Source organism: Ruegeria sp. BF8 (assembly GCF_056538625.1).
Genome location: NZ_JBQFTL010000003.1, coordinates 237,647 through 262,522 on the forward strand (window position 1 = coordinate 237,647; position 24,876 = coordinate 262,522).

The following is a 24,876-nucleotide window of genomic DNA, read 5'->3' on the forward strand; positions in this document are numbered from 1 at the left end:
CCGCGTTATGACCCCGGCCGTGCTGAGGCGCCGGTGTCAGAGCGCGGTGAACGCACGCGCAGAACCGGCTTATTCGGCGATACATTTGCGCGGCTTTCGCGCCAGACGACGAAGATGCCCGATGCGATGATGATCGCGGCCCCCACGGCCACCCATTTGTCGGGCTTTTCCCCAAAGAACACCGCGCCGAAAATCGTGGCCCAGATGATCTGGCTGTACTGGCTGGGGGCGACCACGCCTGCTGGTGCCGCGCGATAGGCCAGGATGATCAGGTGCTGGGCGATCACCGAAAACACGCCGACCAAGGCCATCATCGCCAAATGGATCAGCGAAGGCGGCTGATAGACCGCCGGTTGCGCAAGGCTCATGACCGCGATCGCCAGCAGCATCGGATACAGGATCAGCACTGCCGAGCGTTCCTCGTTTCCGATCTTGCGCACCAGCACGGATGCGAAGGCGCTGCAGAACGCGGCCGTCAGGGCGGCAAGGTGGCCGAGGGTGATCTCGGTCGCGCCGGGGCGCAGGACGATCAGCACTCCGATCAGGCCCACGCCCACTGCGGCCCAGCGTTGGGCGCGCACGACCTCGCCCAGTATCGGGATCGACAGGACGGTGACGATCAGCGGAAAGGAAAACAGCAGCGAATAAACCTCGGCCAGGGGCAGGACCGAAAAGGCGTAGAAGGCACAGGACATCGACGTGACCATCAGCCCCGAGCGTAGCATCACCAGCCACGGGTGATGCGGCCGAAAATTGCCAGCGGTCCGGTCCGCGAGGATCGTGACCGCCATCGGCACAAAGGAAAACAGCGTGGCAAAAAAGATGATCTGCAGCACGGAATAGGTGCCGCCCAGCGTCTTGATCAGCGCGTCATGGGTGGCAAAGACGGCAAACCCGAGAAAGGCAAAGCCAAGTCCCTGCAGGGTCGAGTTCTGTGTGCTCATCTGGCTGGTCCCGGGCGATTGGATGCTGTGGCAGGTGTCTGAGGCCTGATTAAACCCAATCGGCAGAGTCGGATAGTCCAAACTTTACCGCTAACATCCCTGCAGGGCCGGCCGTTCAGCGCAGGATCGGCGGAGCCCCGGCCGGTTGGCGGGCGGCCGCGACACCGGCCTGCATCCCCGCGCCGATGCGTCGGGCCAGCGCCACCCAGGGCGTGGCCGTTTCCGGGGGCAGGGTGCCGTGGGCGACCTCTTCGAACAGGTCCAGCCAATGGGCAAACATTTCGGGTTTCACGTCCGGACGCTCGATATGCACACGCTGCGGATTGCCGCTGTAGCCGCGCTCGTACAGGATGGCGTTGCGCCAGAAGGCGGCGATCCGGTCCTCATGCGCGGGCCAGTCGGTGACGTGGCGGTTGAAGATCGGGCCCAGCAGGGGGTCCTGCCGGACGCGGGCGTAGAATGCGGTGACCTGCGCCTGGATCTGGTCGGGCGTGGCGGGAAAACGCGGGGGCAGTACGGGCCGGGTCATGATCGGGGCTTTCGATTCAGGCTCTGTTCCGGGCAGATACCGCGTTTTTCGGCCCGGATGCAGGGGCGGAATTGTCGCGCTGCCCCGGCGTCAGCAGGTGCCGCAACAGGGCCACCGGGTGTGCCCGCAGGCTCAGGCGGGTGGCGACGTAATCCTCGACCACCTGCTCACCCAGCGACATCTGCGGCAGATGGGCGGCGGGTTCGTCCAGCGCCTCGCCTTCCAGATCCTGCGCGAACAGGGGCAGGGGTTTGGCGGTGGCGATCGCCTTGGCCTGCCACAGCGCCTCGCGCCGGGTCAGGCCGCAGGCGGCAAAGGCATCGGCCTCGGCCAGACGCTCGATCACCGAGGGGCCAAGGCCCGCGCGGCGCCAGACATCCTCGACCTGGGTATAGCCGTTGCCGCGCGCGGCGGTCAGCCAGCTGGCGTCCTCTTCGCTGAGGCCCTTGATCTGGCGAAAGCCCAGCCGCAGGGCCAGCCCGCCATGGCCGTCGGGCTCCATCACGTTGTCCCAGAAGCTGGCATTGATGCAGACCGGGCGCACTTGCACGCCATGCTCGCGCGCATCGCGCACGATCTGGGCGGGAGCATAGAACCCCATCGGCTGCGAATTCAGCAGCGCGCAGGCAAAGATGCCCGGATGGTGGCACTTGATCCAGGCGCTGGCATAGACCAGCAGCGCAAAGCTGGCCGCATGGCTTTCGGGGAAGCCGTAGGAGCCGAACCCCTCGATCTGCGAGAAACAGCGCTCGGCAAATTCGGCGTCATAGCCGTTGCGCTGCATCCCGCGCAGGAACAGGGTGCGGAATTCGCTGACATTGCCGTGCTTCTTGAAGGTCGCCAGCGACCGCCGCAGCCGGTCGGCCTGTTCGGGGGTGAAGCCCGCGCCGACGATGGCGATCTGCATCGCCTGTTCCTGAAACAGCGGTACGCCCAGCGTCTTGCCTAGCACCTCGCCCAGCGCGTCCGAGGGGAAGCTGACCTCCTCTTCGCCGTTCCGACGCCGGATATAGGGATGCACCATGTCGCCCTGGATGGGGCCGGGGCGAATGATGGCGACCTCGATCACCAGATCATAGAAATTGCGCGGCCGCATCCGGGGCAGGAAGTTCATCTGAGCACGTGATTCCACCTGGAACACGCCCACCGAATCCGCGCGGCACAGCATGTCATAGACCGCCGGGTCCTCGGGCGGCAGGGTGGCGAGCGTGTAACTCGTCTGATGGTGCTGGGCGATCAGGTCGAAGGCCTTGCGGATGCAGGTCAGCATGCCAAGGCTCAGGACATCGACCTTGAGGATGCCCAGACTGTCGATGTCGTCCTTGTCCCAGCAGATGACCGTGCGGTCCTCCATCGTGGCGTTCTCGATGGGCACCAGCTCGTCCAGACGGCCCTCGGTGATGATGAACCCGCCCACATGCTGGGACAGGTGGCGGGGGAAGCCGTTGATCTGATGCACCAGTGTCAGAGTCTGTTTCAGGCGGCGGTCCTCGGGGTCGAGGCCGATTTCGCGCATCCGTTCCGCCTCGAGCCCTGCGGTCGAGAAGAACCCCCACAGCTGCGAGGACAGGGCGGAAATCGTGTCCTCGGTCAGGCCCATGGCGCGGCCCACCTCGCGGATGGCGCGCTTGCCGCGATAGTGGATCACCGTGGCGCACAGCCCCGCGCGGTGGCGGCCATAGCGTTCATAGATGTGCTGGATCACCTCTTCGCGGCGTTCATGTTCGAAATCCACGTCGATGTCGGGCGGCTCGTCCCGCGCCTCGGAGACGAAGCGTTCGAACACCATGGTGCCCATCTCGGGGCTGACCGAGGTGACGCCCAGGCAGTAGCAGACCACCGAATTGGCCGCCGAGCCGCGCCCCTGGCACAGGATCCCGCGACCGCGGGCGAAGTGCACGATGTCGCGGACGGTCAGGAAATAGGGCTCGTATTTCAGCTTGCCGATCAGGGTCAGCTCATGCGCCAGCATCGCCTTGACCTTTTCGGGCGCGCCGGCGGGATAGCGCCAGGCCAGCCCCTCATGCGCCAGACGGTGCAGGCGCTGGGCGGGGGTTTCGGTGCCGCTGACCTCGCTGGGGTATTCATAGCGCAGCTCGTCCAGCGAGAAGGTGAGGTCCTGGCTGAGCGCATACGCACGGGCCACAGCGCCTTCATGCCCCTTGAAGATGCGCAGCATCTCGGGTTCCGAGCGCAGGCGCTGTTCGCCATTGGCCAGCGCGTGACGGCCCAGATCGTCCACCTTGCGGCGCAGCCGGATCGCGGTCAGCACATCGGCCAGCCGGCGGCGCGAGCCGTGATGCATCATCGGCGCGGCGCTGGCGATGGTGAGCAGGCCCAGATGGCGCGATTCAGTCTCTAACAAATGGAAAAACATCGAATCCGCCCCGTCATAGCGCGGATGCATCAGCAAATGCATGCGCCCGGCAAAGCGGCGCGTCAGCTGTTGCGCCTGTGTCCGCCATCCGCTCGCGCCGCCGGTCGGACGGCCCGCCTGTGGCCAGAGCAGCAGGTGGAGGCCGTCGGAAAACTCCAGCAGGTCGGACAGGTGCAGGATGCAGTCGCCTTTGGCCGCGCGCAGCCGTCCGGTGGACAGAAGGCGGCACAGGCTGGCCCAGCCCTGCCGGTTGAGGGGCAGGGCGGTGACGGGCGGGGCGTCGGTAAAGATCAGCCGCGCCGCCGGGATCAGGCGCGGCACCGCATGCACCGGGAACGAGGGCGGTTTCGGGATGTGATCGGGGCGGGGCGGGCCGATGGGCGTGTTCTGCTCCTCCCACGCGCGGCGCTCGCGCACCTTGCGGGCGATCTCGCGCGCCTGGGTATGGGCGCGGACGATGCCGGCCACCGAGTTGTCATCGGCGATGGCGATGGCGGGCAGGCCCAGGGTGACGGCGCGCTCCATGTACTCCTCGGGGTGCGAGGCCCCGGTGAGGAAGGTGAAGTTCGACGTGATCGACAGCTCGGCATACATGGCGATTCCACATTATATTCACGTTTTGTTCTTTTTCGAGTCCCTGTCTGCATTGCGCAGGAAACGGGTCGTCTGCCCGCGTGTGGCAGGCGCATTGTCAGGGCAACAAAAGGAGACTCGAGATGTTCAAGATCACCGCCCTGCCCACCGACGAAGTACGCGCCTTTCAGGCAGGCGCGCCCGATGCCTACGGACACGCGCCTGAACGCGCGGTATCAACCGGAACCGGAAATCCGTGCCGCCATTGCTTGCAGCACATTCCCGAAGGTGCAGAAATGCTGATTCTGGCCCATCGGCCTTTTGCAGAGACACATCCTTATGCCGAAACGGGGCCGATCTTCCTGTGTGCAAGCCCTTGTGAACGGTATGAAGGGACTGATCTGCCAGAGGTTCTGACCTCATCGCCCGATTATCTGATCAAGGGCTATGGCCGCGATGACCGGATTGTCTACGGTACCGGCGTCGTGACACCCACCGGACGGATCAGCGCGGCGGTGGATGCAATACTTGCCCGCCCCGAGGTGGCCTATATCCATGTACGCTCGGCCCGGAACAACTGCTATCAGGCGCGGATCGACCGGGTCACAGCTTGACCCGGTGCAGGCCCCGGCGCGGCTGGTCCTGATCGTCGGCCGGGGCATCGTCGGCGCGCGAGGAGGTGAGGGCAAGGAACACGTCCTCGAGATCGGCCTCTTCGGTGCGCACGTCGCGGATGCGGATGCCGGCCTGGCGGACCGCCTCGAGCACTTGCTCGGCGCTGGTTTCCGGGCTGCGGTAGTGCAGCGCCAGGCTGCCGTCGTCGCGCAGGCTGGCCTGAACGCCGGGGGCGGCGGGCAGGGCGGTTACCGGGGCCTCGGGGGTGATGACCATGGTGCGTCCGTCCATGCGGCCCAGCAGGTTGGCGGTGCTGTCCTGCGCCACCTTCTCGCCGTGGTTGATGATGGCGATCTCGTCGCACATCTCCTGCGCCTCTTCCAGGTAGTGGGTGGTCAGGATGATGGTCATGCCCTGCTGGTTCAGCTTGCGCACATTGGCCCACAGCATCTGCCGCAGTTCGATGTCCACGCCGGCGGTGGGTTCGTCCAGAACCAGGATTTTGGGGTGGTGCACCAGTGCCTTGGCCAGCAGCAGGCGCCGCCGCATCCCGCCTGACAGCGTGCGGGCATAGGCCTCGGCCTTGTCGCTGAGGCCGACCAGTTCGAGGATCTCGTCGCTGCGCCTCTGCGATTTGGGAACGCCATACAGCCCGGCCTGCACCTCGAGCGCGCCGCGGGGAGTAAAGAACGGGTCGAGGTTCAGCTCCTGCGGCATCACCCCGATGGCCGCGCGGGCCTGGCGCGGGTTGCGATCCTGGTCATACCCCCAGATCGTCACCTGGCCCGCGGTCTTGATCACCAACCCCGCCAGGATGTTGATCAGGGTCGATTTGCCGGCCCCGTTCGGCCCCAGCAGGCCAAAGACCGATCCGCGCGGGATCTCCAGATCGATGCCCTTCAGCGCATGTTTCTCGGGCTGGCCCTTGCCGCCGCGATAGGTTTTGCGCAGGCCGCGAAGGCTGATCGCTGCATCGGTCATTGCTGGCTCTTGCCCCCGGTTTCCTGATCCCTCATAAACGCAACTAATGCATGCCCGCGAGGCCGACAACCAGTGAAGGATCGCACGCCGTGACAATCGAAGCTCCGGAAACCAAGATCGTCGAGACAAGCCGTGTCGCCTGTGATGGCGGTGAGGGCGCGCTGGGCCATCCGCGCGTCTGGTTGCAGATCCCCGAGGATCAGGGCTGGGTCGAGTGCCCCTATTGCGATTGCAAGTATGTTCTGAAGGACGCACGGCAACACTGATTGCCTGCCCAACCGAGGTCCGCCCAAATCTCGCCGCGATTTTCACCTAGTGCGTTGGTGTGACCAACGTGGGTGCGAATGATGGCTGATATGACTGCTGCCGTTACCGGCAATCCGGTTTTTGGATGGGCTGGCTTTTGCCTTGCGGCACTGGCCCTGTTTGCAGCCCTGTTCGTGTTCTGGGCGGGGCCGTTCGCACCGCAGCAATCCACCGGCGTGACGCTGGGCGAATTGGCCGCCGAGTTGGGTAAATCGACCCTGCGGGCCGCCGCGGGGATGGAGCAGCCTGCGCCGGTCGCGCCCACCCGCGATCTGGATGACTTTCTGCAGATCGGCGTCGCCATGCTGGGCGGGTTGGCGATCGTCGTCTCGGTCATCGGCATCCTGCGGCACGAAAAACGCCGCCCGGCCATCGCCGGTTTGGTCATCGGAACGGGCGCGATCCTGTTCCAGTTCTTCGCGATGGCGTTTTTCGCGTTCCTCGGTGCGCTGGTCATCATGGCGCTGCTGAACAGTTTCTCGGATGTTTTCAGCGGTCTGTTTGGCGGCTAGGGCGCGTTCCTGACTGGTCACCCGGCTGCCCCTGTGGCAGAACCGTCCCTGACCGACAGGGAGAGCGCGCATGAGCAAATTCGGAAAAGGCTGCCATCTGCATCTGATCGACGGATCGGCCTTCATCTTTCGCGCCTATCACGCCCTTCCGCCGCTGACGCGGAAATCGGACGGGATGCCGATTGGCGCCGTTTCGGGCTTTTGCAACATGCTGCAGCGTTACGTGGATGGCGACCACGGCCCTGACGCGCCGACCCATCTGGCAGTGATCTTCGACAAGGGCTCGCACACCTTCCGCAATGACATGTACGACCTCTACAAGGCCAACCGCGAGGCGATGCCCGAGGACCTGCGCCCGCAGATCCCGCTGACCCGGCAGGCGACCGAGGCCTTCAACATCGCCTGCAAAGAGCTGGAGGGGTACGAGGCCGACGACATCATCGCCACGCTGGCCTGCCAGGCGCGCCAGGCCGGCGGGCGGGTTACCATCGTCAGTTCCGACAAGGACCTGATGCAGCTGGTGGGCGACGGTGTCGAGATGCTGGATGCCATGAAGAACAAGCGCATCGACCGCGAGGGGGTGTTCGAGAAATTCGGCGTCTACCCCGAGCGCGTCGTCGATGTGCAGGCGCTGGCTGGTGACAGCGTGGACAATGTACCGGGCGCGCCGGGGATCGGGATCAAGACGGCGGCGCTGCTGATCAACGAGTTCGGCGATCTAGAGACGCTGCTGGACCGCGCCGAGGAGATCAAGCAACCCAAGCGCCGCGAAACCCTGATCGAGAAACGAGATCAGATCGAGTTGTCGAAGAGGCTGGTGCAGCTGGATTGCGAAACACCGCTGGACTTCACGCTGGAAGATCTGGAGCTGCGCGACCCCGATCCGGAAAAGCTGATGGAGTTTCTGGCCGAGATGGAGTTCCGCACTCTGACCAAGCGGATCGCCGACAAGCTGGGGGTCGAACCGCCGGTGATCGCGGATACTCCGGCGCCGGCGGCAGATGAGCCGCAGGCCGAGGACATTGCGTTCGATGCCAGCAAATACGAATGCGTGCGCGATGCGGCCGCGCTGCGGAAATGGATCGATCAGGCCTATGAGCGCGGCTGGCTGGCCGTGGACACCGAGACCACGGGCCTGAACGAAATGATCGCCGATCTGGTCGGCATCTCGTTGTGCATCGAGCCGGGCGAAGCCTGTTACATCCCGCTGACCCACCGCGATGGGTCCAGCGACGACCTGTTCGGCTCGGACGCGCTGGCCGAGGGGCAGATGCCGCTGGACGAGGCGCTGGAGATGCTCGAGCCGGTGCTTGAGGACCCGTCGATTCTGAAGATCGGGCAGAACATGAAATATGACGCCAAGATATTTGCGCGCTATGGCGTGGATGTGGCCCCGATCGACGACACGATGCTGATGTCCTATGCCATGCATGCAGGTGAGCATGGACACGGCATGGACACGCTGTCCGAACGCTATCTGGGCCATACGCCGATCCCGATCAAACCGCTGCTGGGCTCGGGCAAATCGGCGATTACCTTCGACAAGGTGCCGATCGACGAGGCCACCGCCTATGCCGCCGAGGATGCCGACATCACCCTGCGTCTGTGGAAGCTGTTCAAGCCGCAGCTGCACCGGGTTCAGGTGACCACCGTCTATGAAACGCTCGAGCGCCCCCTTGTGCCGGTTCTGGCCGAGATGGAGATGCATGGCATCAAGGTCGACCGCGACGTGCTGAGCCGTATGTCGAACGCGTTTGCCCAGAAAATGGCTGGTTTAGAGGCTGAAATTCACGAGCTGGCCGGAGAAACCTTCAACGTCGGCTCGCCCGCGCAGCTGGGCGAGATCCTGTTCGACAAGATGGGTCTGGAAGGCGGCAAGAAGGGCAAGACCGGCAAGTATTCGACCGGTGCCGACGTGCTGGAAGATCTGGCGACCGAGCATGAACTGCCGCGCCGTGTTCTGGACTGGCGGCAACTGTCCAAGCTGAAATCGACCTATACCGACGCGCTGCAGACCCATATCAACCCCGACACGGGGCGGGTGCATACATCCTATGCCATCACCGGGGCGAACACGGGGCGTCTGGCTTCGACCGACCCCAACCTGCAGAACATCCCGGTGCGCACCGAAGAAGGCCGCCGCATTCGCGAGGCTTTCATCGCCGAGCCGGGCAATGTGCTGGTGTCGCTCGATTATTCACAGATCGAGCTGCGCATCCTGGCGCATATCGCCGACATTCCGGCCTTGAAACAGGCCTTTGCCGACGGGCTGGACATTCACGCCATGACCGCGTCCGAAATGTTTGACGTGCCGCTGGACGAGATGACGCCCGAGATCCGCCGCAAGGCCAAGGCGATCAATTTCGGCGTGATCTACGGCATTTCGGGCTTTGGTCTGGCGCGCAACCTGCGCATTCCGCGGGCCGAGGCGCAGGGCTTCATCGACCGCTATTTCGAACGCTTCCCGGGCATCCGGCGCTACATGGATGACACCATCGCGTTTGCCAAAGAGCATGGCTATGTGCAGACCCTGTTCGGGCGCAAGATCGACACGACAGAAATCAATGCCAAGGGGCCGCATGCGGGGTTTGCCCGCCGGGCGGCGATCAACGCGCCGATCCAGGGCACAGCGGCGGACGTGATCCGCCGGGCGATGGTGCGGATGCCCGAGGCGATCGACGGGCTGCCGGCCAAGATGCTGCTGCAGGTGCACGACGAACTGCTGTTCGAGGTGGCCGAAGACGCGGTGGATCAGACCATCGAGATTGCCCGAGACGTGATGGAAAACGCGCCCGATCCGGCGGTGAAGCTGGACGTGAAACTGACGGTGGATGCGGGCAAAGGCGCCAACTGGGCCGAGGCGCATTAGGCAAGCGCCGTGCCGCTCATCAGGCCCTGTGGGCCATCTTCGCGGCATGTCAGGCCTCGGGCCTGACCAACAGCGCGACCAGCCGACGGGTCAGCGGTGCCATGACCAAAACCACTGCGAAGGCCACCGGCCAGCTGACGCTCCAGGCGCCCATCCAGCTGGCAAAGGTCTCGGGGCCCAGCCCGATCTCTTTGACCGTTGCGATGCAGGTCACGATGCAGGACATCAACCCAGACAGGATCAATCCGAACAGGACGGGGGCAAAGCGGGCGGGGATCATGCGGCTGTTCCTCTGCTGAATTGCCGCTTCGTATGCGATATCCAAGATGTGATTTCCAGTGCGCAGGTGCACAGGCCTATCGCATCCAGTGCAGAGAGGCGTCGGTGCGCCGCGTCGAGGGCGTGTATTCGGCGCTGACCCAGCCGTCATAGCCGCTGTCGTCGATCGCTGCGAACAGGGCGGAGAAATCGGTCTCGTCTCGGCCGGGTTCTGAGCGGTCGGGGGCCGAGCCGATCTGAATATGTACGATCCGGCCGCGGAATCTGTCCCAGATGGCATGTGCATCGCCATGGATCATCCGGGCATGAAAGCTGTCGAACTGCAGGCCCACATTCGGACGGTCGATTCGGTCCAGGCACGCGGCGGCCAGATCATAGTCATTCAGGAAGTATCCCGGTTGCGAGACGGGGTTCAGCGGTTCGATCGTGAACCGTTGATGCGGCGCAAAATCCGCAGCCCATTGCAGATTGCGCACAAAACAGTCCAGTGCGTCCGCCCCCGAGGCATAGCCCGCCATCACGTGGATCAAACCGGGCTTCAGCGCCTCGGCATAGCGCAGGACGCGGCGGATGTCGGACTGGAACCGCCCCTCGCCCCCCGGAACGGCTGCATAGCCCGGCTGGCCGCCGGTATAGTTGGGCGGCGGCGCGTTGATCAGCACAAGGTCCAGACCGTTGGTCATCAATGCGCGACGGGTTTCCTTGGCCGCCAGGTCATAGGGAAACAGGATCTCGACTGCCTTGAACCCGGCATCCGCGGCCGCCTTGAATCGGTCGAGATAGGGCAGCTCGGCAAAGAGCAGCGAGATATTGGCGGCAAATCGGGGCATTGTCCTCTCGGTCCGATGGCGTGCTGACCTTAGTCGCGGGCGGCGCGCAGAGAAAGGGTTTGAAAACGACAATATGTCGAAAATCGGCCAGACCGTCGCGGGCCGAATGTGAAGGGTCGGGGTATTGCAGCGAATCATTTTCGTGGCGCTGCACCAACAAAAGGATTGAAACCGATGGCGATGAGTCCGGACCCCGTTCGCGGGCCAAGTTTCGCTGTGCCCGGTGCGCGGCAATCCGCCTTGTCCGGAAACGGGTTGGCGGTGGCGTCGATGCTGGCCTGGGCGGCCGGATTCCCGGCGGCCGAAATCCTGCTGCAGACCTGGCCGCCAGTTGCCTTGCTGGCTGCGCGGCTGATGCTGGCGGTGGCCGTGATGATCCCGATCTGGCTGTGGATCGATGGCGCAGATGCGGTGCTGCGGGCGCGTTGGGCCCATGCGATGAGAGTGGGCGGGTTTGGCCTTGGATTGGGCATGTTCCTGATCATCCTCGCGCAGAAACTGACCGATCCCGTAACCGTTGCCATCATCGCCTCCTGCGCGCCTTTGATTGCGACACTGCTCGAGCTGGCTGCAGGAACGCGCAGATTGCGGTGGAACTTCGCGCTGGGTGTTGCTGTTTCGATCATCGGTGGACTGATCGCAACCAGCGCGGTGGCGCCGGCCCAGCTGGGACTGGGCGCGCTTTGCGCCATCGCCTCGACCGCGCTGTTCTGCTGGGCCAGCATGGCGACCGCGCGGGACTTCCCGGACCACAGCCAGACCGGACGTACCACGATCACGCTGATCGGCGGCACGTTCATGGCCGGCGCGCTGTTCTATCTGTCGAGCGTCCTCGGGTTCGAAGTCTGGCCATCGTCGCCGATCGACCCGCAGCAGGCAGGAATGCTGGCGATCTACGCCGTGATCTCTCTCGGCCTCAGCCAGGTTCTGTTCATCGCTTCGATCGGCCGGCTGGGTGTTGCTCTGGCGTCATTCCACATCAATGTGGCCCCGTTCTACGTGATGCTCATCATGGTGGTTCTGGGTTCGGAGTGGAACTGGACCCGGGCGCTGGGCGCCGGAGTCGTGGCGCTGGCGGTTGTCCTTGCGCAAGACCGTCCCGCACGGCGGGTTGCCTAAGGCGCGTCTTCAGCGCGACCCAAGACAAAGAACTGCCCGCCGGACCAGACCCCGACCTGCCCGACGCGTTCCGTCGCAATGTCCACAAGGCGGTAAAAACTCTTGCGGTCGATCCGCGCCTCGAGGTTCGATCGCACCAATATATAGGGTCTGGGCTCGTTTGTTTTCGGGTCGATGGCCACCCGTATCGGGTGATCCGGACCCGCCGACACCGTATCGCCGACATGGGTGGTAAAGGTCAGAACCTGATCCTCTTCCGCGCCGGTCCGGTCGAAATCGACCGCCACAAACGGCGCGTCTTCGACCCTGATGCCGACCTTCTCGACCGGGGTGACCAGAAAATAGGCGTCCCCTTCTTTCTTAAGAATTGAGGAAAAAAGCTTCACAAGCTCGAACCGGGTGATGGGCGACCCTAGGTAATACCAGGTGCCATCGCGCGCGATGCGCATGTCCAGATCGCCGCAGAACGGAGGATTCCAGCTGTCGACAGGGGGCAGACCCCGCGGTTTGGCCGCCTTGACCGAGGCCGCCAGACCCTCAGGGGACGGTTTCACAGGATTTTGTCCGCTCATTGTTTTTGCCATTTCCTCTCAGCGCGATACACTTCAACCATAATAAGTCCACGGAAGGGAAAGTCATGACCGAACCTGCCGACCTCGTCTCCGAGATCGAAGCGCTGGAAGAGAAACTGCAACAGGCCAAATCCTCGATCACCCGCCGCTTCATCGGGCAGGAGAGGGTCGTCGACCTGACGCTGACGGCGCTGCTGTGTGGCGGTCATGCCCTGCTGATCGGGCTGCCGGGCCTGGGCAAGACGCGGCTGGTGGAAACCCTGTCGACCGTCATGGGCCTGCATGGCAACCGCATCCAGTTCACACCCGACCTGATGCCGGCCGACATTCTGGGGTCCGAGGTTCTGGACACCGCCGAGGATGGCAGCCGCAATTTCCGATTCATTCCCGGCCCGATCTTCTGTGAACTCTTGATGGCGGACGAGATCAACCGCGCCAGTCCGCGCACCCAGTCGGCGCTGCTGCAGGCGATGCAGGAACGCACGGTGACCGTCGCGGGCGAGGATCGCGCGCTGGGCGTGCCGTTCCACGTGCTTGCCACCCAGAACCCGATTGAACAGGAGGGCACCTATCCGCTGCCCGAGGCCCAGCTGGACCGTTTCCTGGTGCAGGTCGACGTGAACTATCCCGACCGCCAGACCGAGCGTGACATCCTGCTGGCCACCACCGGCGTGGCCGAGGAAGAGGCGCACCAGATCTTCACCAAGGAAGAATTGCTGGCCGCGCAGGTTCTTCTGCGCCGGATGCCGGTGGGCGAGTCGGTTGTTGAACTGATCCTCGATCTGGTGCGCGCGTTCCGCCCCGAAGAACCTGGCGTGTCCGAGCGCGTGTCCGAGACCGTCGCCTGGGGCCCCGGCCCGCGCGCGGCGCAGGCGCTGATGATGACGGTGCGGGCGCGGGCGATGCTGCAGGGCAGGCTGGCTCCCAATGCCGAAGACGTGCTGGACATGGCGCGCCCTGTGCTCAGCCACCGGATGGCGCTGAATTTCGCCGCGCGGGCGCGCGGTGACAGCCTGCCCGACCTGATCGAAACCACCGCGGCCGGGCTTGTCCGGGCTGAGGCGGCGGCGTGAACGCGGCCCGCACCCTTCGCGAAAGATCCGAGGCCGAGGCGTCCCGGCTGCCGCCGCTGCTGGCGCGGGCCGAACACCTGGCCGGAACCGTGCTGCTAGGCGATCACGGCCGGCGGCGTTCGGGGTTGGGCGATGATTTCTGGCAATATCGACCGGCCCAGATCGGCGACAGCCGGCGGATGATCGACCATCGCCGCTCGGCCCGCGGCGATCAGCAATATGTGCGCGAACGCGAATGGCAGATCGCGCAGTCGATCATGCTGTGGGTCGATCAGGGCGCCTCGATGCGCTTTGCGTCCGATAAATCCCTGCCCACGAAGGCCGACCGGGCGCGTTTGCTGGGGCTGGCCACGGCGATCCTGCTGGTGCGCGGGGGCGAGCGTGTGGGCCTGACTGGAACCACCCTGCCGCCCCGGCGCGGCAATGCCCAGATCATCCGGCTGGCGCAGGCCCTGTCCGAAGATGCCGAGGCCGATTATGCCCCGCCCGAGCATCGCGCCATGATTCCCCATGCCCGTGCCGTGTTCATCTCTGACTTCCTCGGCCCGCTGGACGAGGTCGAACTGGCCCTGACCAAGGCCGCCGACCGCGGCGTGCGCGGTGTGCTGCTGCAGGTTTTGGACCCGGGCGAGGAGAACTTCCCCTATCGCGGGCGCACCATCTTCGAAAGCGTCGGCGGCACGGTCCGGCACGAGACACTGAAGGCCGGCGACCTGCGAGAGCGGTATCTGGCGCGGCTGGCGCGGCGCAAGGATGACCTGACCCGCCTGTGCCGGGTGACCGGCTGGCAGCTGGGCCTGCACCATACGGGCGACAGCGCGCAGGCGGCCCTGCTGTGGCTCTATCGTGCGCTGGACGGAGCGGCGCGATGACGGTTCTGGCGGGCATCGGCTTTACCGCACCATGGGTGCTGCTGGGTCTTCTGACCCTGCCGATCCTGTGGCTGATCCTGCGCGCCGTGCCGCCCGCGCCGATCCGCCGGCTGTTCCCGGCGGTGACCCTCTTGCTGGGCCTGAAGGACGACGAGAGTGTATCCGACCGCACCCCGTGGTGGCTGCTGCTGCTGCGGATGCTGGCGGCAGCGGCGATCATCATTGGTCTGGCCGGCCCGGTGCTGAACCCGTCGCGCGACCAAACCGGATCGGGGCCGCTGCTGCTGGTGCTGGATGCCAGCTGGGCCGGGGCCACGCGCTGGCCCGCCACGCTGGAGCAGATCGACGCGCAGCTGACCGAAGCCGGGCGGGCCGGGCGCCCGGTGTCGATTCTGCGACTGACCGAGCCGGAACCGCCGGTTTTCCAGGCCGCCGAAGCCTGGCGCAACCGCCTGCCCGGGCTGGTTCCGCAGCCGTGGCAGCCGGACGCGGCGCAGATCGAACAGGCGCTGGCCGACCTGTCGGCGGTCGAGGGCGGGTTCGACACGCACTGGTTCACGGACAAGCTGGACTATCCGGGCCGTGAAACCCTGCTGTCTGCGCTGCAGGCCCGGGGCGGGGTCACGGTCTATCGCGCGGCGGCGCCGATCCTGGCGCTGCTGCCGGCGACCTATCAGGACGGGGCGATCCGGCTGACCGCGGTGCGCGCCACACCCGGTCCGGCGCAGACCGTCACCATCAATGCGCAGGGGCGCGACCCTGCGGGCGTGATGCGCCTGCTGCAATCGGTCGAGGTCAGCTTTGACAGCGGCACGCCCCAGGCACAGGCCGATCTGGCCTTGCCGTCCGAGCTGCGCGCCCGCATCACGCGGTTTGAGCTGCAGGGCCAGCGGTCGGCCGGGGCGGTGTCGCTGACCGATGACAGCCTGCGCCGGCGCGAGGTCGCTCTGATCGCCGGAACCGTCAATCGCGAGGGGCTGGAGCTGCTGTCGCCACTGCACTATCTGACGCAGGTGCTGATCCCCACCGCCGATTTCGTCGAGGGCGGGCTGACCGAGGTTCTGCCCGCCAACCCGGATGTGATCGTGCTGGCCGATGTGGCCAAGCTGACCCCCAGCGAACAGGCCGGTTTGGTCGAATGGGTCGAACAGGGCGGGCTGTTGCTGCGCTTTGCCGGTCCGCACATGGCAGGCAGCGATCTGGGCCGCGATGCCGAAGACACGTTGCTGCCGGTGCGGCTGCGCAGCGGTGGCCGCTCGGTCGGCGGCGCGATGAGCTGGGGCGAAGCCAAGGGGCTGGCGCCTTTCCAGGAAGGCTCGCCCTTTTACGGGTTGCGCATTCCAGACGACGTGACCGTCAGCACCCAGGTGATGGCGCAGCCCGACCCGAACCTGGCCGACCGGGTGATCGCCGCGCTGTCGGATGGCACCCCGCTGGTGACGCGCAAGCCACTGGGCCTGGGTCAGGTGGTGCTGTTCCACGTCACCGCCGATGCCGAATGGTCGACGCTGCCGCTGTCGGGCCTGTTCGTCGAAATGCTCGACCGGCTGGCCGTGGCCTCGGCCGCCAAGACGCGGCAGGTCGAACAGCTGCAAGGCACCACGTGGGAGCCGATTCAGGTGATGGACGGGTTCGGAACCCTGTCTGATGCGGGCAATCTGGCCGGTGTCGATGGCCCTGCGCTGATATCCGGCGCCCTTGGCCCCGACTTGCGCCCGGGTCTGTATGAAAGCGGCAAGCAGAAACTGGCCCTGAACGTGCTCACCGAGGACAGCACGCTGCGCCCGATAAGTTGGCCTGCGGATGTGCCGATCAAGGGGCAGGAGGTCAGTGCCGAGACGCCGATCGGGGGTCTGCTGCTGAGCCTGGCCCTGATCCTGCTGGCGGTTGACGTCGTGGCCTCGCTGGCGCTGTCGGGGCGTCTGGGGCTGGCGCGGGCGGCGGCGGTCGCGCTGGGTGCGGTTCTGATCGCACCGCAGGCGCATGCGCAGACGCCCGAGGAGACTGAATTCGCCCTGCAGGCGACCAAGGAATTGGTGCTGGCCCATGTACTGACCGGCAATGCCCAGATTGACGACGTCGCCCATGCCGGGCTGCGCGGCCTGTCGCAAACTCTGTTTTATCGCACGTCCGTCGAACCGGCCGAGCCTATGGGTGTGGACCTTGAACGTGATGAACTGGCCTTCTTCCCGTTGCTCTACTGGCCGATCACGCCGGATCAGCCCCAGCCTTCGGCCGAAGCTTATACTAAGCTGAATGGCTATCTGCGGTCGGGCGGGATGATCCTGTTTGACACGCGGGACGCCAACATCGCTGGGTTTGGCGCCTCGAGCCCCAATGGCCGCAAGCTGCAGCAACTGGCTGCTCCGCTGAATATCCCTGCGTTGGAGCCTGTTCCGCGCGATCACGTCCTGACCCGCGCGTTCTACCTGTTGCAGGATTTCCCCGGCCGCTTTGCCGGAACCGAGGTCTGGGTCGAGGCCGCGCCGCTGGACGCCGAACAGATCGAAGGCATGCCATTCCGCAACCTCAACGACAACGTCACCCCGGTGGTGATCGGTGGCAACGACTGGGCCGGGGCCTGGGCAATCGACCGGAACGGGCAGGCGCTGCTGCCGGTCGGGCGCGGCTATGCCGGAGAACGCCAACGCGAGCTGGCCAACCGGTTCGGCGTCAACCTGGTCATGCACGTGCTGACCGGGAACTACAAATCCGATCAGGTGCACGTGCCTGCTCTGCTTGACAGGTTGGGCCAATGACCGGTTCCGTCATCTTTGACCCGCTGATCCCGTGGCCTGTGCTGGTGGTCATCGGTTCGATCGCTTTGGCCGCGACGGTTCTGGCGCTGTGGCGCGGGCTGTCAGGTTGGGCGTTGCGCGGACTGGCCGCGCTGGTGCTGTTGGCAGCCTTGTCCGGCCCGGTCTACCAGATCGAGGACCGCGCCCCGCTGACCGACATCGTGTTGATGATCGAGGATGAAAGCGCCAGCCAGACCCTGTCGGACCGCGCCGAACAGACCGCGCAGACCGCCGAGGCCCTGGCCGCCGAGATCGAGGCCCGCGACAACACCGAACTGCGCCGCATCACCGTGGGCGACGGCGACGGAGACGAAGGTACCCAGGTGATGGCGGCGCTGAATGCCGCGCTGGCCGAGGAACCGCGCGCCCGGATCGCCGGAATTCTGGTCCTGTCGGACGGCCTCGTGCATGACGTCGATCAGGCCCCCGACCTGCCCGCGCCGATGCACCTGTTGCAGACCGGTCGCGCGCAGGACTGGGACCGCCGCCTGATCGTGCGCAACGCGCCGGCCTTTGCCATCATCGACGAGCCCGTCACTCTGACCTTGCGGGTCGAGGACAGTGGCGCGGTGCCCGCCGGTCCGGCGTCCGCCCCGCTCGAGATTGCGGTGGACGGGGGCGAGCCGCAGCAGTTCAGCATCCCGATCGGTGTGGATGTCGAGCTGCCGGTGACCCTGCCCCATGGCGGGCGCAACGTCATCCAGTTCACGGTTCCGCAGGCCGACGGCGAACTGACCGACCGCAACAACACCGCCTTGATCCAGATGAACGGCGTGCGCGACCGGCTTCGGGTTCTGTTGGTCTCGGGCGAGCCGCATCCGGGCGGGCGAACCTGGCGCAATCTGCTGAAATCCGACAGCTCGGTCGATCTGGTGCATTTCACCATCTTGCGCCCACCCGAGAAACAGGACGGGGTTCCGGTGGACGAACTGTCGCTGATCGCATTCCCCACGCGCGAGTTGTTTCTGGAGAAGATCAACGATTTCGACCTGATCATCTTTGACCGCTACAAGCGGCGCGGCATCCTGCCCGCGATCTATCTGGACAACGTGACCAACTACATCAATGACGGCGGTGCGGTGCTGATTGCGGCCGGGCCTGACTTTGCCACCGCCGACAGCATCTTCCGCTCGCCCCTGTCTGCGATCCTGCCGGCGCAACCCTCGGCCCGGGTCATCGAAGAACGCTACGTGCCCACGGTGACAGACCTGGGCCAGCGTCATCCGGTGACCGCCGATCTGGGTGAGACGGGCGACTGGGGCGCATGGCTGCGGCAGATCGACGTGAAACAGCGCTCGGGTGAATTGCTGATGACCGGCGTCGACGACCGTCCGCTGCTGGTGCTGGACCGTGTGGGGGAAGGGCGCGTGGCGTTGCTGGCCTCGGACCACGCCTGGCTGTGGAGCCGTGGCTACGAGGGCGGTGGCCCGCAGTTGGAACTGCTGCGCCGCCTTGCCCACTGGATGATGAAAGAGCCCGAGCTTGAAGAAGAGGCGCTGTGGGCAGAGGCCAACGGGCAGTCAATGCGCATCATCCGCCAGACCCTGAACGAAGAGGTGGGCCCCGTCACGGTCACCCGACCCAATGGCGACACGCTTGAAGTGCCCTTGCGCGAATTGTCCCCCGGTCGGTTCGAGGCGCAGTATTTCGGCCCTGAAATTGGGCTTTATCGCCTGCAGGAAGGTGAGCTGTCCTCAGTCATCGGCCTTGGCCCTGCGGCGCCGCGGGAATTCGAACGCACCATCGCAACAGCCGAAATCCTTGAACCGGTCATGGCCGGGATGCGCGGCGGGGTGATCCGGGTCGAGGACGGGCTGCCGGCAATCCGCAACGTGCGCGCCGGGCGTCCTGCGGCCGGGCGTGGCTGGATCGGTCTGACCCCGCGCGAGGCACATGAAACCCGTGACGTGACCCAGGCCGGACTGTTGCCTCCCTGGCTGGTGCTGCTGCTGGCGGGTGGCTTCCTGCTGGCGGGCTGGCTGCGCGAAGGACGGCGCTGACCGGCCTTTGGTCTTAAACAGATTTTCACGGTCTGCGGGAATGCTGATCCCGAACCGACCGGGAAGATGACCATGAGTCTTGCAGAAAAACTGGCACAGGAACGGCGGGCGCGTCTGGCCGCCGAACGCATGCTTGCACTTAAGCAAAGTGAACTGTCCGAGGCCAATCGCAAGCTGGGCGAATATGCGATGGCCCTGACCAAACGTATCGGCGAGACCGAGGCCGAGGTCGAAACCGTGCGTGGCGAGAATGAAAAGGTCAAATCGGACCTGACCGTTGCAAATGCCAAGATCGAAGTGGCCGAACGCCGCCTCTGGCACTCGATCCAGACGATCCAGGACGGTTTCGCCTTCTTCGACGGCAGTGATCGGTTGATCAGCGCAAATACGGCCTATCTGAGCGTGTTCGAAGGATTGGACGAGGTCGCGCCCGGGATTTCCTATACCCGCATTCTTGATCTGCTGGCCACCGAGGGCATCATCGATATCGGGTCGGAACCGGCCGAGGCGTGGAAAACCCGCATGATGCGCCGCTGGACCCGGATCAACCCGCCGCCCGAAGTGATCCAGCTGTGGAATGGGCAATATATCAAGCTGATCGACCAGCGCGGGCAGGGCGGCGATGTGGTCAGTCTGGCCCTGAACATCACGGCCTCGGTCCAGCATGAGGCGCAACTGCAAGCCGCGCGCGAAAAGGCCGAGGCCGCCAACCGGGCCAAGTCGGCTTTCCTTGCCAATATGAGCCATGAGATCCGGACCCCGATGAATGGCATCGTCGGGATGACCGACCTGCTGTCGGAAACCCCTCTGAATGAGGAGCAGAGGCTTTATGTCGAGACGATCCGCAATTCGGGGGACGCGCTGCTGGTCATCATCAATGACGTTCTGGACTATTCCAAGATCGAAGCGGACAAGCTTGTGCTGCATCCCGAGGATTTCGATCTTGAACGTTGCATCCTCGAAGTTGCGATGTTGCTGCAGCCCACGGTGCGCGACAAGGGGCTGACCTTGCTGGTCGACTATGACCTGTTCCTGCCGACGCTGTTCGTGGGTGATCCGGGCCGGGTGCGTCAGGTGCTGACCAATCTGGTGGGCAACGCGGTCAAATTCACCGCCCAAGGCCATGTTCTGATCCGGGTCACCGGAGTACCGCATGCCGATCAGAAGACCTGCGACATCCATATTGCGATTGAAGACACCGGAATCGGCATCGAAGCGGAGAAGATCGAGCACATATTTGGCGAGTTCAATCAGGTTGAAAACGAAAAGACCCGCGCCTTTGACGGCACTGGCCTTGGTCTGGCCATCACCAAACGCCTGATTACATTGATGGGTGGCTCGATCTGGGTCGAGAGCGAGGCCGGCAAGGGGTCGTGCTTTGGGTTCCGCATCACGCTGCCCACCGCCGAAGGCCCTCAACCGGCTCCGCCTGCCTTGGCGGACAGGTTGAAACATGTCCTCGTGGTCGAGGATCTGGCGGTCAATCGGGCCATTCTGAACAAGCAGCTGCGGCGTTTGGGGGCCGAGGTGACGGTTTGCGCCACAGGCACCGAAGCGTTGAGGGCGGTGGATGCGTCGGTCGACCTGATCCTTTGCGATCACGATCTGCCTGACATGGACGGGCTGGATTTGGCGGAAACTCTGCGCAAGCGAGGCTGGTCCGACGTTCCGATCGTGCTGATGTCCGCAAACCCGGCCATCGTGCACACCGATCCGAACCATCGGCTGATACAAGGGGTGGTTCAGAAGCCGATCCCACGGGCCGAGCTGTTCTCACGGCTTCAGGCGCTGGACGCGGCTGTGTTGCCTGCGCCTGTTCCCCCGCCCTGCCGCGCGGAACCGGCCCAATCGCCCGGCGGAGACACGAAGCTGCGCAAGATGCGGGTTCTGGCCGCCGAGGACAATCGCACCAACCAGTTGATCCTGAGCAAGATGACCAAGGATCTGAACATAGACCTCAAGCTGGTGGCCAACGGACTTGAGGCTGTCGAAGCCTTTGCGGAATTCGCCCCTGACCTGATCCTCATGGACATCTCGATGCCCAAGATGGACGGAAAGCAGGCCACGGGTGAGATCCGTAGACGCGAAATCGGCACAGGGCAGCATGTGCCGATCGTGGCGCTGACCGCTCATGCCTTGGCGGGTGACGAGCACAGCATCCTAGCGGCCGGGCTGGATCACTACCTGACGAAACCGCTTCAGAAGAAGCTGATTTGCGAGATGATCCAGTCCAACTGCCCGACGGATGTGCAACCCGTCATTGTCGCGCCGGCCGGTGCGGTCTAGGCTGTCGCTATGTCACAGGAACGAGGTTTTCGCCCCCGCGCTTTGGGTGAAATAGCAATACGCTGCGCCGACATGGCAGCGATGGTCGATTTCTATGAAAACGTCATCGGGCTGACCCGCCTGCATGGCGGTCATGACAGCGCCATCACATTCTTTCGGATTGCGGAAGGGTTCGAAGGACACACACAAGTTCTGGCGCTGTTTCACCATGGGGCAGCGCCGCGGCCGGGTTTGCACCCCACCGGTGCCGACAAACCCATGACCGGGGCGCAATCGTCGTTGCACCATATCGCCTTGTCTCTTCCTTTTGCGGAACAGGAGGCCGTCATGCGCTGGTATGATCAAATCGGCCAGCCCTATCGCGTCGAACGGTTCGGCTGGATCGGTTGGCGCGGCGTGTTTACCACGGACCCTGAGGGCAACACGGTCGAACTGGTAGCGTATGATGCCTCGATGCTGGATCAGGCCTGATAGGGGCGCACGAATACCGGTTTGTCCGGTTCCGACAAATCAGACCGATACACATAGCCGCCGGTGTCGAAATCCCGCAGGCCCGCAGGGTCGGTCAGCCTGTGCTGGATGATGTACCGCGCCATCGAGCCGCGAGCCTTCTTGGCAAAAAAGCTGACGATCTTGGGTGCGCCGCCCTTGTCCTCCATGAAGACCGGGGTGATGACCCGCAGTTTCAGCGCCTTGGGGGCCACCGCGCCGAAATATTCCTGGCTGGCGCAGTTCACCAGCGTCTCGGTGCCGATCTCGTCGGCCTGCGCATTCAGCGCCCTGCTCAGCTGGTCGCGCCAATAGTCATACAAGGACGTGCCGCGCCGGGTCTTCAACCGGCTACCCATTTCCAGCCGATAGGGCTGAATGGCGTCCAGAGGTCGCAGCAGGCCGTAAAGCCCCGACAGGATGCGCAGATGGTCCTGCGCCCAGGCCAGTTCGTCGGCGTCCAGCGAAGCGGCCTCGAGCCCCTGATAGGTGTCGCCGGCAAAGGCCAGCGCGGCCGGACGGGTGGCTTCGGGCGGCGGCGCGTCGGCAAAGGCGCGGAACCGGTCGCGGTTCAGCCGGGCCAGATCGTCGCTGAGGCTCATCAGCTTTTTCAGATCCCCCAGCGTCAGGTTGCGCGCGGTTTTCGCCAGCCGGATCGCATCGTCCTGAAAATCGGGCCGGGTAGGTGTCGCGTCCCGTTCTGCCCAGTCCAGCCGTTTGGCCGGAGAGATCACCACCAGCATGTCTGCCCCCTTGTTCGTGCCTGCCCGTCGATACCTAGCCCGCTGCGCGCAGCACGTCCAGAAAGGCGGCCGCGAAACGTTCGGCGCGGCGGTCGCCCAGCACCTGTTCCAGAGTGCGCGCGTCGTTCGGGCGCATCTGCGCCACCTTGGCCAGTTGCGCGGCTGAGCAGCTCAATGGTTTGTCGATCCCGTCCGGGCCTCGGGCCAGCTGCGCCTGCACCTCGAGCAGACGGTCGTAGATATTTCCCTGTTCACGCCCGGCCAGCTTGCGGCGTGCCGGATGCAGGGCCTGCGCCTCGCCCGCGATCACCTCAAGGAAGGTGTCGCCATAGCGGTCCAGCTTTTTGGCGCCCACGCCGCCGATCCGGGCCATCTCGTCCAGGGTCATGGGGCGTTTTTCCGCCATCTCGATCAGCGTGCGGTCGGGAAAGATGACATAGGCGGGCACGCGAGCGGCCTCGGCCAGCGCGCGGCGCTTGGCCTTGAGGGCCGACAGCAGGGGCGCGTCCTCTTCCGAGACCATCATCTTGACCGCGGGCCGCCGGGTGGCCTTGCGCAGCGTGTCCTTGCGTAGGGTGATCTGCGCCTCGCCCTTCAGGATCGGCTTGGCTGCCTCGGTCATGCGCAGGGCGCCGTGGCGTTCGGGGTCGGGGCGCACCAGGTCATGGCCCATCATCTGCCGGAAGATCGCCTGCCATTGCGGGCGCGACCAGTCCTTGCCGATGCCGTAGGTGGGCAGCGCGTCATGCCGGCGCGCGCGGATCTTGTCGGTTTCGTTGCCCAAAAGGATGTCGATCAGGTGGCCCGAGCCGAACCATTCCTCGGTGCGCAGGATGGCCGACAGGGCCATGCGCACTGGGGTGGTGCCGTCGAACAGCTCAGGCGGGCTGTCGCACAGATCGCATTTGCCGCAGGGCTCGGCCTCTTCCCCGAAATAGCCCAGCAGGGTTTGGCGGCGGCAGTGCAGCGCTTCGGCCAGCCCCAGCAGCGCGTTCAGGCGGGCGTGGTCGGCGGCGCGGCGTTCGGGCGGGGCGAGCCCCTCGTCGATCTGGCTGCGGCGCAGGCGGATGTCGTCGGGGCCGAACAGGGTCAGGGTCTCGGCCGGCCCACCGTCGCGTCCGGCGCGGCCGATTTCCTGGTAATAGGCCTCGATCGATTTCGGCAGGTCCGCATGGGCGACCCAGCGGATGTCGGGCTTGTCGATGCCCATGCCGAAGGCCACGGTGGCCACCACGATCAGCCCGTCCTCGCGCGCGAAACGGGTTTCGACGATGCGGCGGTCCTCGGCCTCCATCCCGCCGTGGTAGTGGCAGGCGCTGTGGCCCTGTTCGCGCAGGGCCTGCGCCAGCACTTCGGTCTTGTTGCGGGTGCCGCAATAGACGATGCCCGACTGGCCCCGGCGGGCGTCGGCGAAATCCAGGATCTGCTTGCGCGGGCTGTCCTTGGCGGCAAAGGCCAGGTGGATGTTCGGGCGATCAAAGCCGCGCAGGAACTTGCGCGGGGGCGTGCCGTCGAACAGTTTTTCTACGATCTCGTCCTGCGTTTCCGCATCCGCCGTGGCGGTGAAGGCGGCCAAGGGCACGTTCAGCGCGCGCCGCAGCTCTCCGATCCGCAGGTAGTCGGGGCGGAAATCATGGCCCCACTGGCTGACGCAATGCGCCTCGTCCACGGCGATCAGGCTGACATTGATCCGCCGCAGCATGCCCAGCGCCGAGCCCGCCGCCAGCCGTTCGGGCGCCATATACAGCAGCTTCAGCCGCCCGGCCTCGAGCGCCTCCCACACGGCGTCGGTTTCCTCGGGCGTGTTGCCCGAGGTCAGCGCACCGGCTTCGACCCCGGCCTCTTGCAGCCCCCGCACCTGGTCGCGCATCAGGGCGATCAGCGGCGAGATCACCACCGTGACGCCGTCGCGCAGCAGGGCAGGCAGTTGGAAACACAGGGATTTGCCGCCCCCGGTGGGCATGATCGCCAGCACGTTCTCGCCGGCGGTCACGGCATCGACGATCTCTTCCTGCCCGGGGCGGAAGTCATCGAATCCAAAGACATCTCGCAGCAGAGGCGCGGCGTCGAACATGTGCGGGGGTGCCCTGTTTCAAGATTTGACTGCTC

The 24,876-nt window shown here is 65.0% G+C and carries 20 protein-coding genes; 11 read left to right on the top strand and 9 right to left on the bottom strand.

The annotated features are described in order from the left end of the window. Positions 1-5: 5 nt before the first annotated feature. The 3 genes from ACR0LD_RS11755 to ACR0LD_RS11765 form a co-directional block, all read right to left on the bottom strand. On the bottom strand, positions 6-944 hold the full coding sequence (locus tag ACR0LD_RS11755; protein ID WP_170360399.1) for a DMT family transporter: 939 nt from the start codon (positions 942-944) through the stop codon (positions 6-8). Between the two features lie 115 nt (positions 945-1,059). Continuing rightward, on the bottom strand, positions 1,060-1,473 hold the full coding sequence (locus ACR0LD_RS11760; RefSeq protein WP_170364574.1) for a group III truncated hemoglobin: 414 nt from the start codon (positions 1,471-1,473) through the stop codon (positions 1,060-1,062). A gap of 16 nt (positions 1,474-1,489) precedes the next feature. Beyond that, positions 1,490-4,444 carry an error-prone DNA polymerase gene (locus ACR0LD_RS11765; protein WP_480637072.1) on the bottom strand — a complete coding sequence of 985 codons (2,955 nt, stop codon included), beginning with the start codon at positions 4,442-4,444 and terminating at the stop codon, positions 1,490-1,492. A gap of 122 nt (positions 4,445-4,566) precedes the next feature. Between ACR0LD_RS11765 and ACR0LD_RS11770 the strand changes: the two genes are divergently transcribed. Further along, entirely contained in the window at positions 4,567-5,037 is a 471-nt protein-coding gene (locus ACR0LD_RS11770) for a DUF1203 domain-containing protein (RefSeq protein ID WP_170340942.1), read from the top strand. Here the strand turns inward: ACR0LD_RS11770 and ACR0LD_RS11775 are convergent. Beyond that, positions 5,027-6,019 carry an ABC transporter ATP-binding protein gene (locus ACR0LD_RS11775; protein WP_170370318.1) on the bottom strand — a complete coding sequence of 331 codons (993 nt, stop codon included), beginning with the start codon at positions 6,017-6,019 and terminating at the stop codon, positions 5,027-5,029. The genes ACR0LD_RS11770 and ACR0LD_RS11775 overlap by 11 nt on opposite strands. Positions 6,020-6,108: 89 nt before the next feature. Here ACR0LD_RS11775 and ACR0LD_RS11780 point away from each other — a divergent pair, with 89 nt between their 5' ends. The 3 genes from ACR0LD_RS11780 (at position 6,109) to polA (ending at position 9,706) form a co-directional block, all read left to right on the top strand. Continuing rightward, positions 6,109-6,285 (top strand): zinc-finger domain-containing protein, encoded by a 177-nt coding sequence (locus ACR0LD_RS11780; protein WP_149774196.1) that lies wholly within the window; start codon positions 6,109-6,111, stop codon positions 6,283-6,285. Between the two features lie 81 nt (positions 6,286-6,366). Continuing rightward, positions 6,367-6,837, top strand: a complete 471-nt coding sequence (locus ACR0LD_RS11785; RefSeq protein ID WP_480637074.1) for a hypothetical protein — start codon at positions 6,367-6,369, stop codon at positions 6,835-6,837. A 70-nt stretch (positions 6,838-6,907) separates the two neighbouring features. Beyond that, on the top strand, positions 6,908-9,706 hold the full coding sequence (gene polA / locus ACR0LD_RS11790) for a DNA polymerase I (protein ID WP_480637076.1): 2,799 nt from the start codon (positions 6,908-6,910) through the stop codon (positions 9,704-9,706). 49 nt (positions 9,707-9,755) lie between these two features. On the opposite strand, the gene ACR0LD_RS11795 is transcribed toward polA, so the two are convergent. Together ACR0LD_RS11795 and ACR0LD_RS11800 are read right to left on the bottom strand one after the other, a co-directional pair. Then, on the bottom strand, positions 9,756-9,986 hold the full coding sequence (locus tag ACR0LD_RS11795; RefSeq protein WP_480637078.1) for a DUF2798 domain-containing protein: 231 nt from the start codon (positions 9,984-9,986) through the stop codon (positions 9,756-9,758). 76 nt (positions 9,987-10,062) lie between these two features. After that, positions 10,063-10,815, bottom strand: coding sequence for a hydroxypyruvate isomerase family protein (locus ACR0LD_RS11800; protein ID WP_480637080.1), 753 nt, complete (start codon positions 10,813-10,815; stop codon positions 10,063-10,065). A gap of 174 nt (positions 10,816-10,989) precedes the next feature. Between ACR0LD_RS11800 and ACR0LD_RS11805 the strand changes: the two genes are divergently transcribed. Beyond that, positions 10,990-11,934, top strand: coding sequence for a DMT family transporter (locus tag ACR0LD_RS11805; RefSeq protein ID WP_480637082.1), 945 nt, complete (start codon positions 10,990-10,992; stop codon positions 11,932-11,934). Here ACR0LD_RS11805 and ACR0LD_RS11810 read toward each other — a convergent pair. Next, a complete protein-coding gene (locus tag ACR0LD_RS11810) occupies positions 11,931-12,506 on the bottom strand; it encodes a DUF1285 domain-containing protein (RefSeq protein ID WP_480637084.1) in 576 nt (191 codons plus the stop codon). The genes ACR0LD_RS11805 and ACR0LD_RS11810 overlap by 4 nt on opposite strands. A gap of 65 nt (positions 12,507-12,571) precedes the next feature. On the opposite strand from ACR0LD_RS11810, the gene ACR0LD_RS11815 reads away from it, so the two are divergent. From ACR0LD_RS11815 to ACR0LD_RS11840, 6 genes are all read left to right on the top strand, one after another. After that, positions 12,572-13,579 (top strand): AAA family ATPase, encoded by a 1,008-nt coding sequence (locus ACR0LD_RS11815; RefSeq protein WP_170364062.1) that lies wholly within the window; start codon positions 12,572-12,574, stop codon positions 13,577-13,579. After that, on the top strand, positions 13,576-14,451 hold the full coding sequence (locus ACR0LD_RS11820; RefSeq protein WP_480637086.1) for a DUF58 domain-containing protein: 876 nt from the start codon (positions 13,576-13,578) through the stop codon (positions 14,449-14,451). Before ACR0LD_RS11815 ends, ACR0LD_RS11820 begins: the two co-directional genes overlap by 4 nt. Then, entirely contained in the window at positions 14,448-17,210 is a 2,763-nt protein-coding gene (locus tag ACR0LD_RS11825) for a DUF4159 domain-containing protein (protein ID WP_480637087.1), read from the top strand. The genes ACR0LD_RS11820 and ACR0LD_RS11825 overlap by 4 nt, the downstream gene beginning before the upstream one ends. Next, a complete protein-coding gene (locus tag ACR0LD_RS11830) occupies positions 17,207-19,249 on the top strand; it encodes a hypothetical protein (protein WP_480637089.1) in 2,043 nt (680 codons plus the stop codon). The genes ACR0LD_RS11825 and ACR0LD_RS11830 overlap by 4 nt, the downstream gene beginning before the upstream one ends. A gap of 72 nt (positions 19,250-19,321) precedes the next feature. Next, positions 19,322-21,535, top strand: a complete 2,214-nt coding sequence (locus tag ACR0LD_RS11835; protein ID WP_480637091.1) for a response regulator — start codon at positions 19,322-19,324, stop codon at positions 21,533-21,535. A 9-nt stretch (positions 21,536-21,544) separates the two neighbouring features. Next, a complete protein-coding gene (locus ACR0LD_RS11840; RefSeq protein WP_170364067.1) occupies positions 21,545-22,006 on the top strand; it encodes a VOC family protein in 462 nt (153 codons plus the stop codon). On the opposite strand, the gene yaaA is transcribed toward ACR0LD_RS11840, so the two are convergent. Together yaaA and recQ are read right to left on the bottom strand one after the other, a co-directional pair. Next, on the bottom strand, positions 21,997-22,767 hold the full coding sequence (gene yaaA, locus ACR0LD_RS11845; RefSeq protein WP_170600360.1) for a peroxide stress protein YaaA: 771 nt from the start codon (positions 22,765-22,767) through the stop codon (positions 21,997-21,999). The two genes, ACR0LD_RS11840 and yaaA, sit on opposite strands and share 10 nt — an antisense overlap. A 34-nt stretch (positions 22,768-22,801) precedes the next feature. Then, positions 22,802-24,841, bottom strand: coding sequence for a DNA helicase RecQ (recQ, locus tag ACR0LD_RS11850; RefSeq protein ID WP_480637093.1), 2,040 nt, complete (start codon positions 24,839-24,841; stop codon positions 22,802-22,804). Positions 24,842-24,876 lie beyond the last annotated feature (35 nt).

Coding starts and splice junctions, on each gene's coding strand:
- recQ (WP_480637093.1), bottom strand. CDS start 24,841: ATGTTCGACGCCGCGCCTCTGCTGCGAGATGTCTTTGGATTCGATGAC.
- ACR0LD_RS11775 (WP_170370318.1), bottom strand. CDS start 6,019: ATGACCGATGCAGCGATCAGCCTTCGCGGCCTGCGCAAAACCTATCGC.
- ACR0LD_RS11770 (WP_170340942.1), top strand. CDS start 4,567: ATGTTCAAGATCACCGCCCTGCCCACCGACGAAGTACGCGCCTTTCAG.
- ACR0LD_RS11815 (WP_170364062.1), top strand. CDS start 12,572: ATGACCGAACCTGCCGACCTCGTCTCCGAGATCGAAGCGCTGGAAGAG.
- yaaA (WP_170600360.1), bottom strand. CDS start 22,767: ATGCTGGTGGTGATCTCTCCGGCCAAACGGCTGGACTGGGCAGAACGG.
- ACR0LD_RS11765 (WP_480637072.1), bottom strand. CDS start 4,444: ATGTATGCCGAGCTGTCGATCACGTCGAACTTCACCTTCCTCACCGGG.
- polA (WP_480637076.1), top strand. CDS start 6,908: ATGAGCAAATTCGGAAAAGGCTGCCATCTGCATCTGATCGACGGATCG.
- ACR0LD_RS11795 (WP_480637078.1), bottom strand. CDS start 9,986: ATGATCCCCGCCCGCTTTGCCCCCGTCCTGTTCGGATTGATCCTGTCT.
- ACR0LD_RS11755 (WP_170360399.1), bottom strand. CDS start 944: ATGAGCACACAGAACTCGACCCTGCAGGGACTTGGCTTTGCCTTTCTC.
- ACR0LD_RS11785 (WP_480637074.1), top strand. CDS start 6,367: ATGGCTGATATGACTGCTGCCGTTACCGGCAATCCGGTTTTTGGATGG.
- ACR0LD_RS11760 (WP_170364574.1), bottom strand. CDS start 1,473: ATGACCCGGCCCGTACTGCCCCCGCGTTTTCCCGCCACGCCCGACCAG.
- ACR0LD_RS11830 (WP_480637089.1), top strand. CDS start 17,207: ATGACCGGTTCCGTCATCTTTGACCCGCTGATCCCGTGGCCTGTGCTG.
- ACR0LD_RS11840 (WP_170364067.1), top strand. CDS start 21,545: ATGTCACAGGAACGAGGTTTTCGCCCCCGCGCTTTGGGTGAAATAGCA.
- ACR0LD_RS11805 (WP_480637082.1), top strand. CDS start 10,990: ATGGCGATGAGTCCGGACCCCGTTCGCGGGCCAAGTTTCGCTGTGCCC.
- ACR0LD_RS11825 (WP_480637087.1), top strand. CDS start 14,448: ATGACGGTTCTGGCGGGCATCGGCTTTACCGCACCATGGGTGCTGCTG.
- ACR0LD_RS11835 (WP_480637091.1), top strand. CDS start 19,322: ATGAGTCTTGCAGAAAAACTGGCACAGGAACGGCGGGCGCGTCTGGCC.
- ACR0LD_RS11800 (WP_480637080.1), bottom strand. CDS start 10,815: ATGCCCCGATTTGCCGCCAATATCTCGCTGCTCTTTGCCGAGCTGCCC.
- ACR0LD_RS11810 (WP_480637084.1), bottom strand. CDS start 12,506: ATGAGCGGACAAAATCCTGTGAAACCGTCCCCTGAGGGTCTGGCGGCC.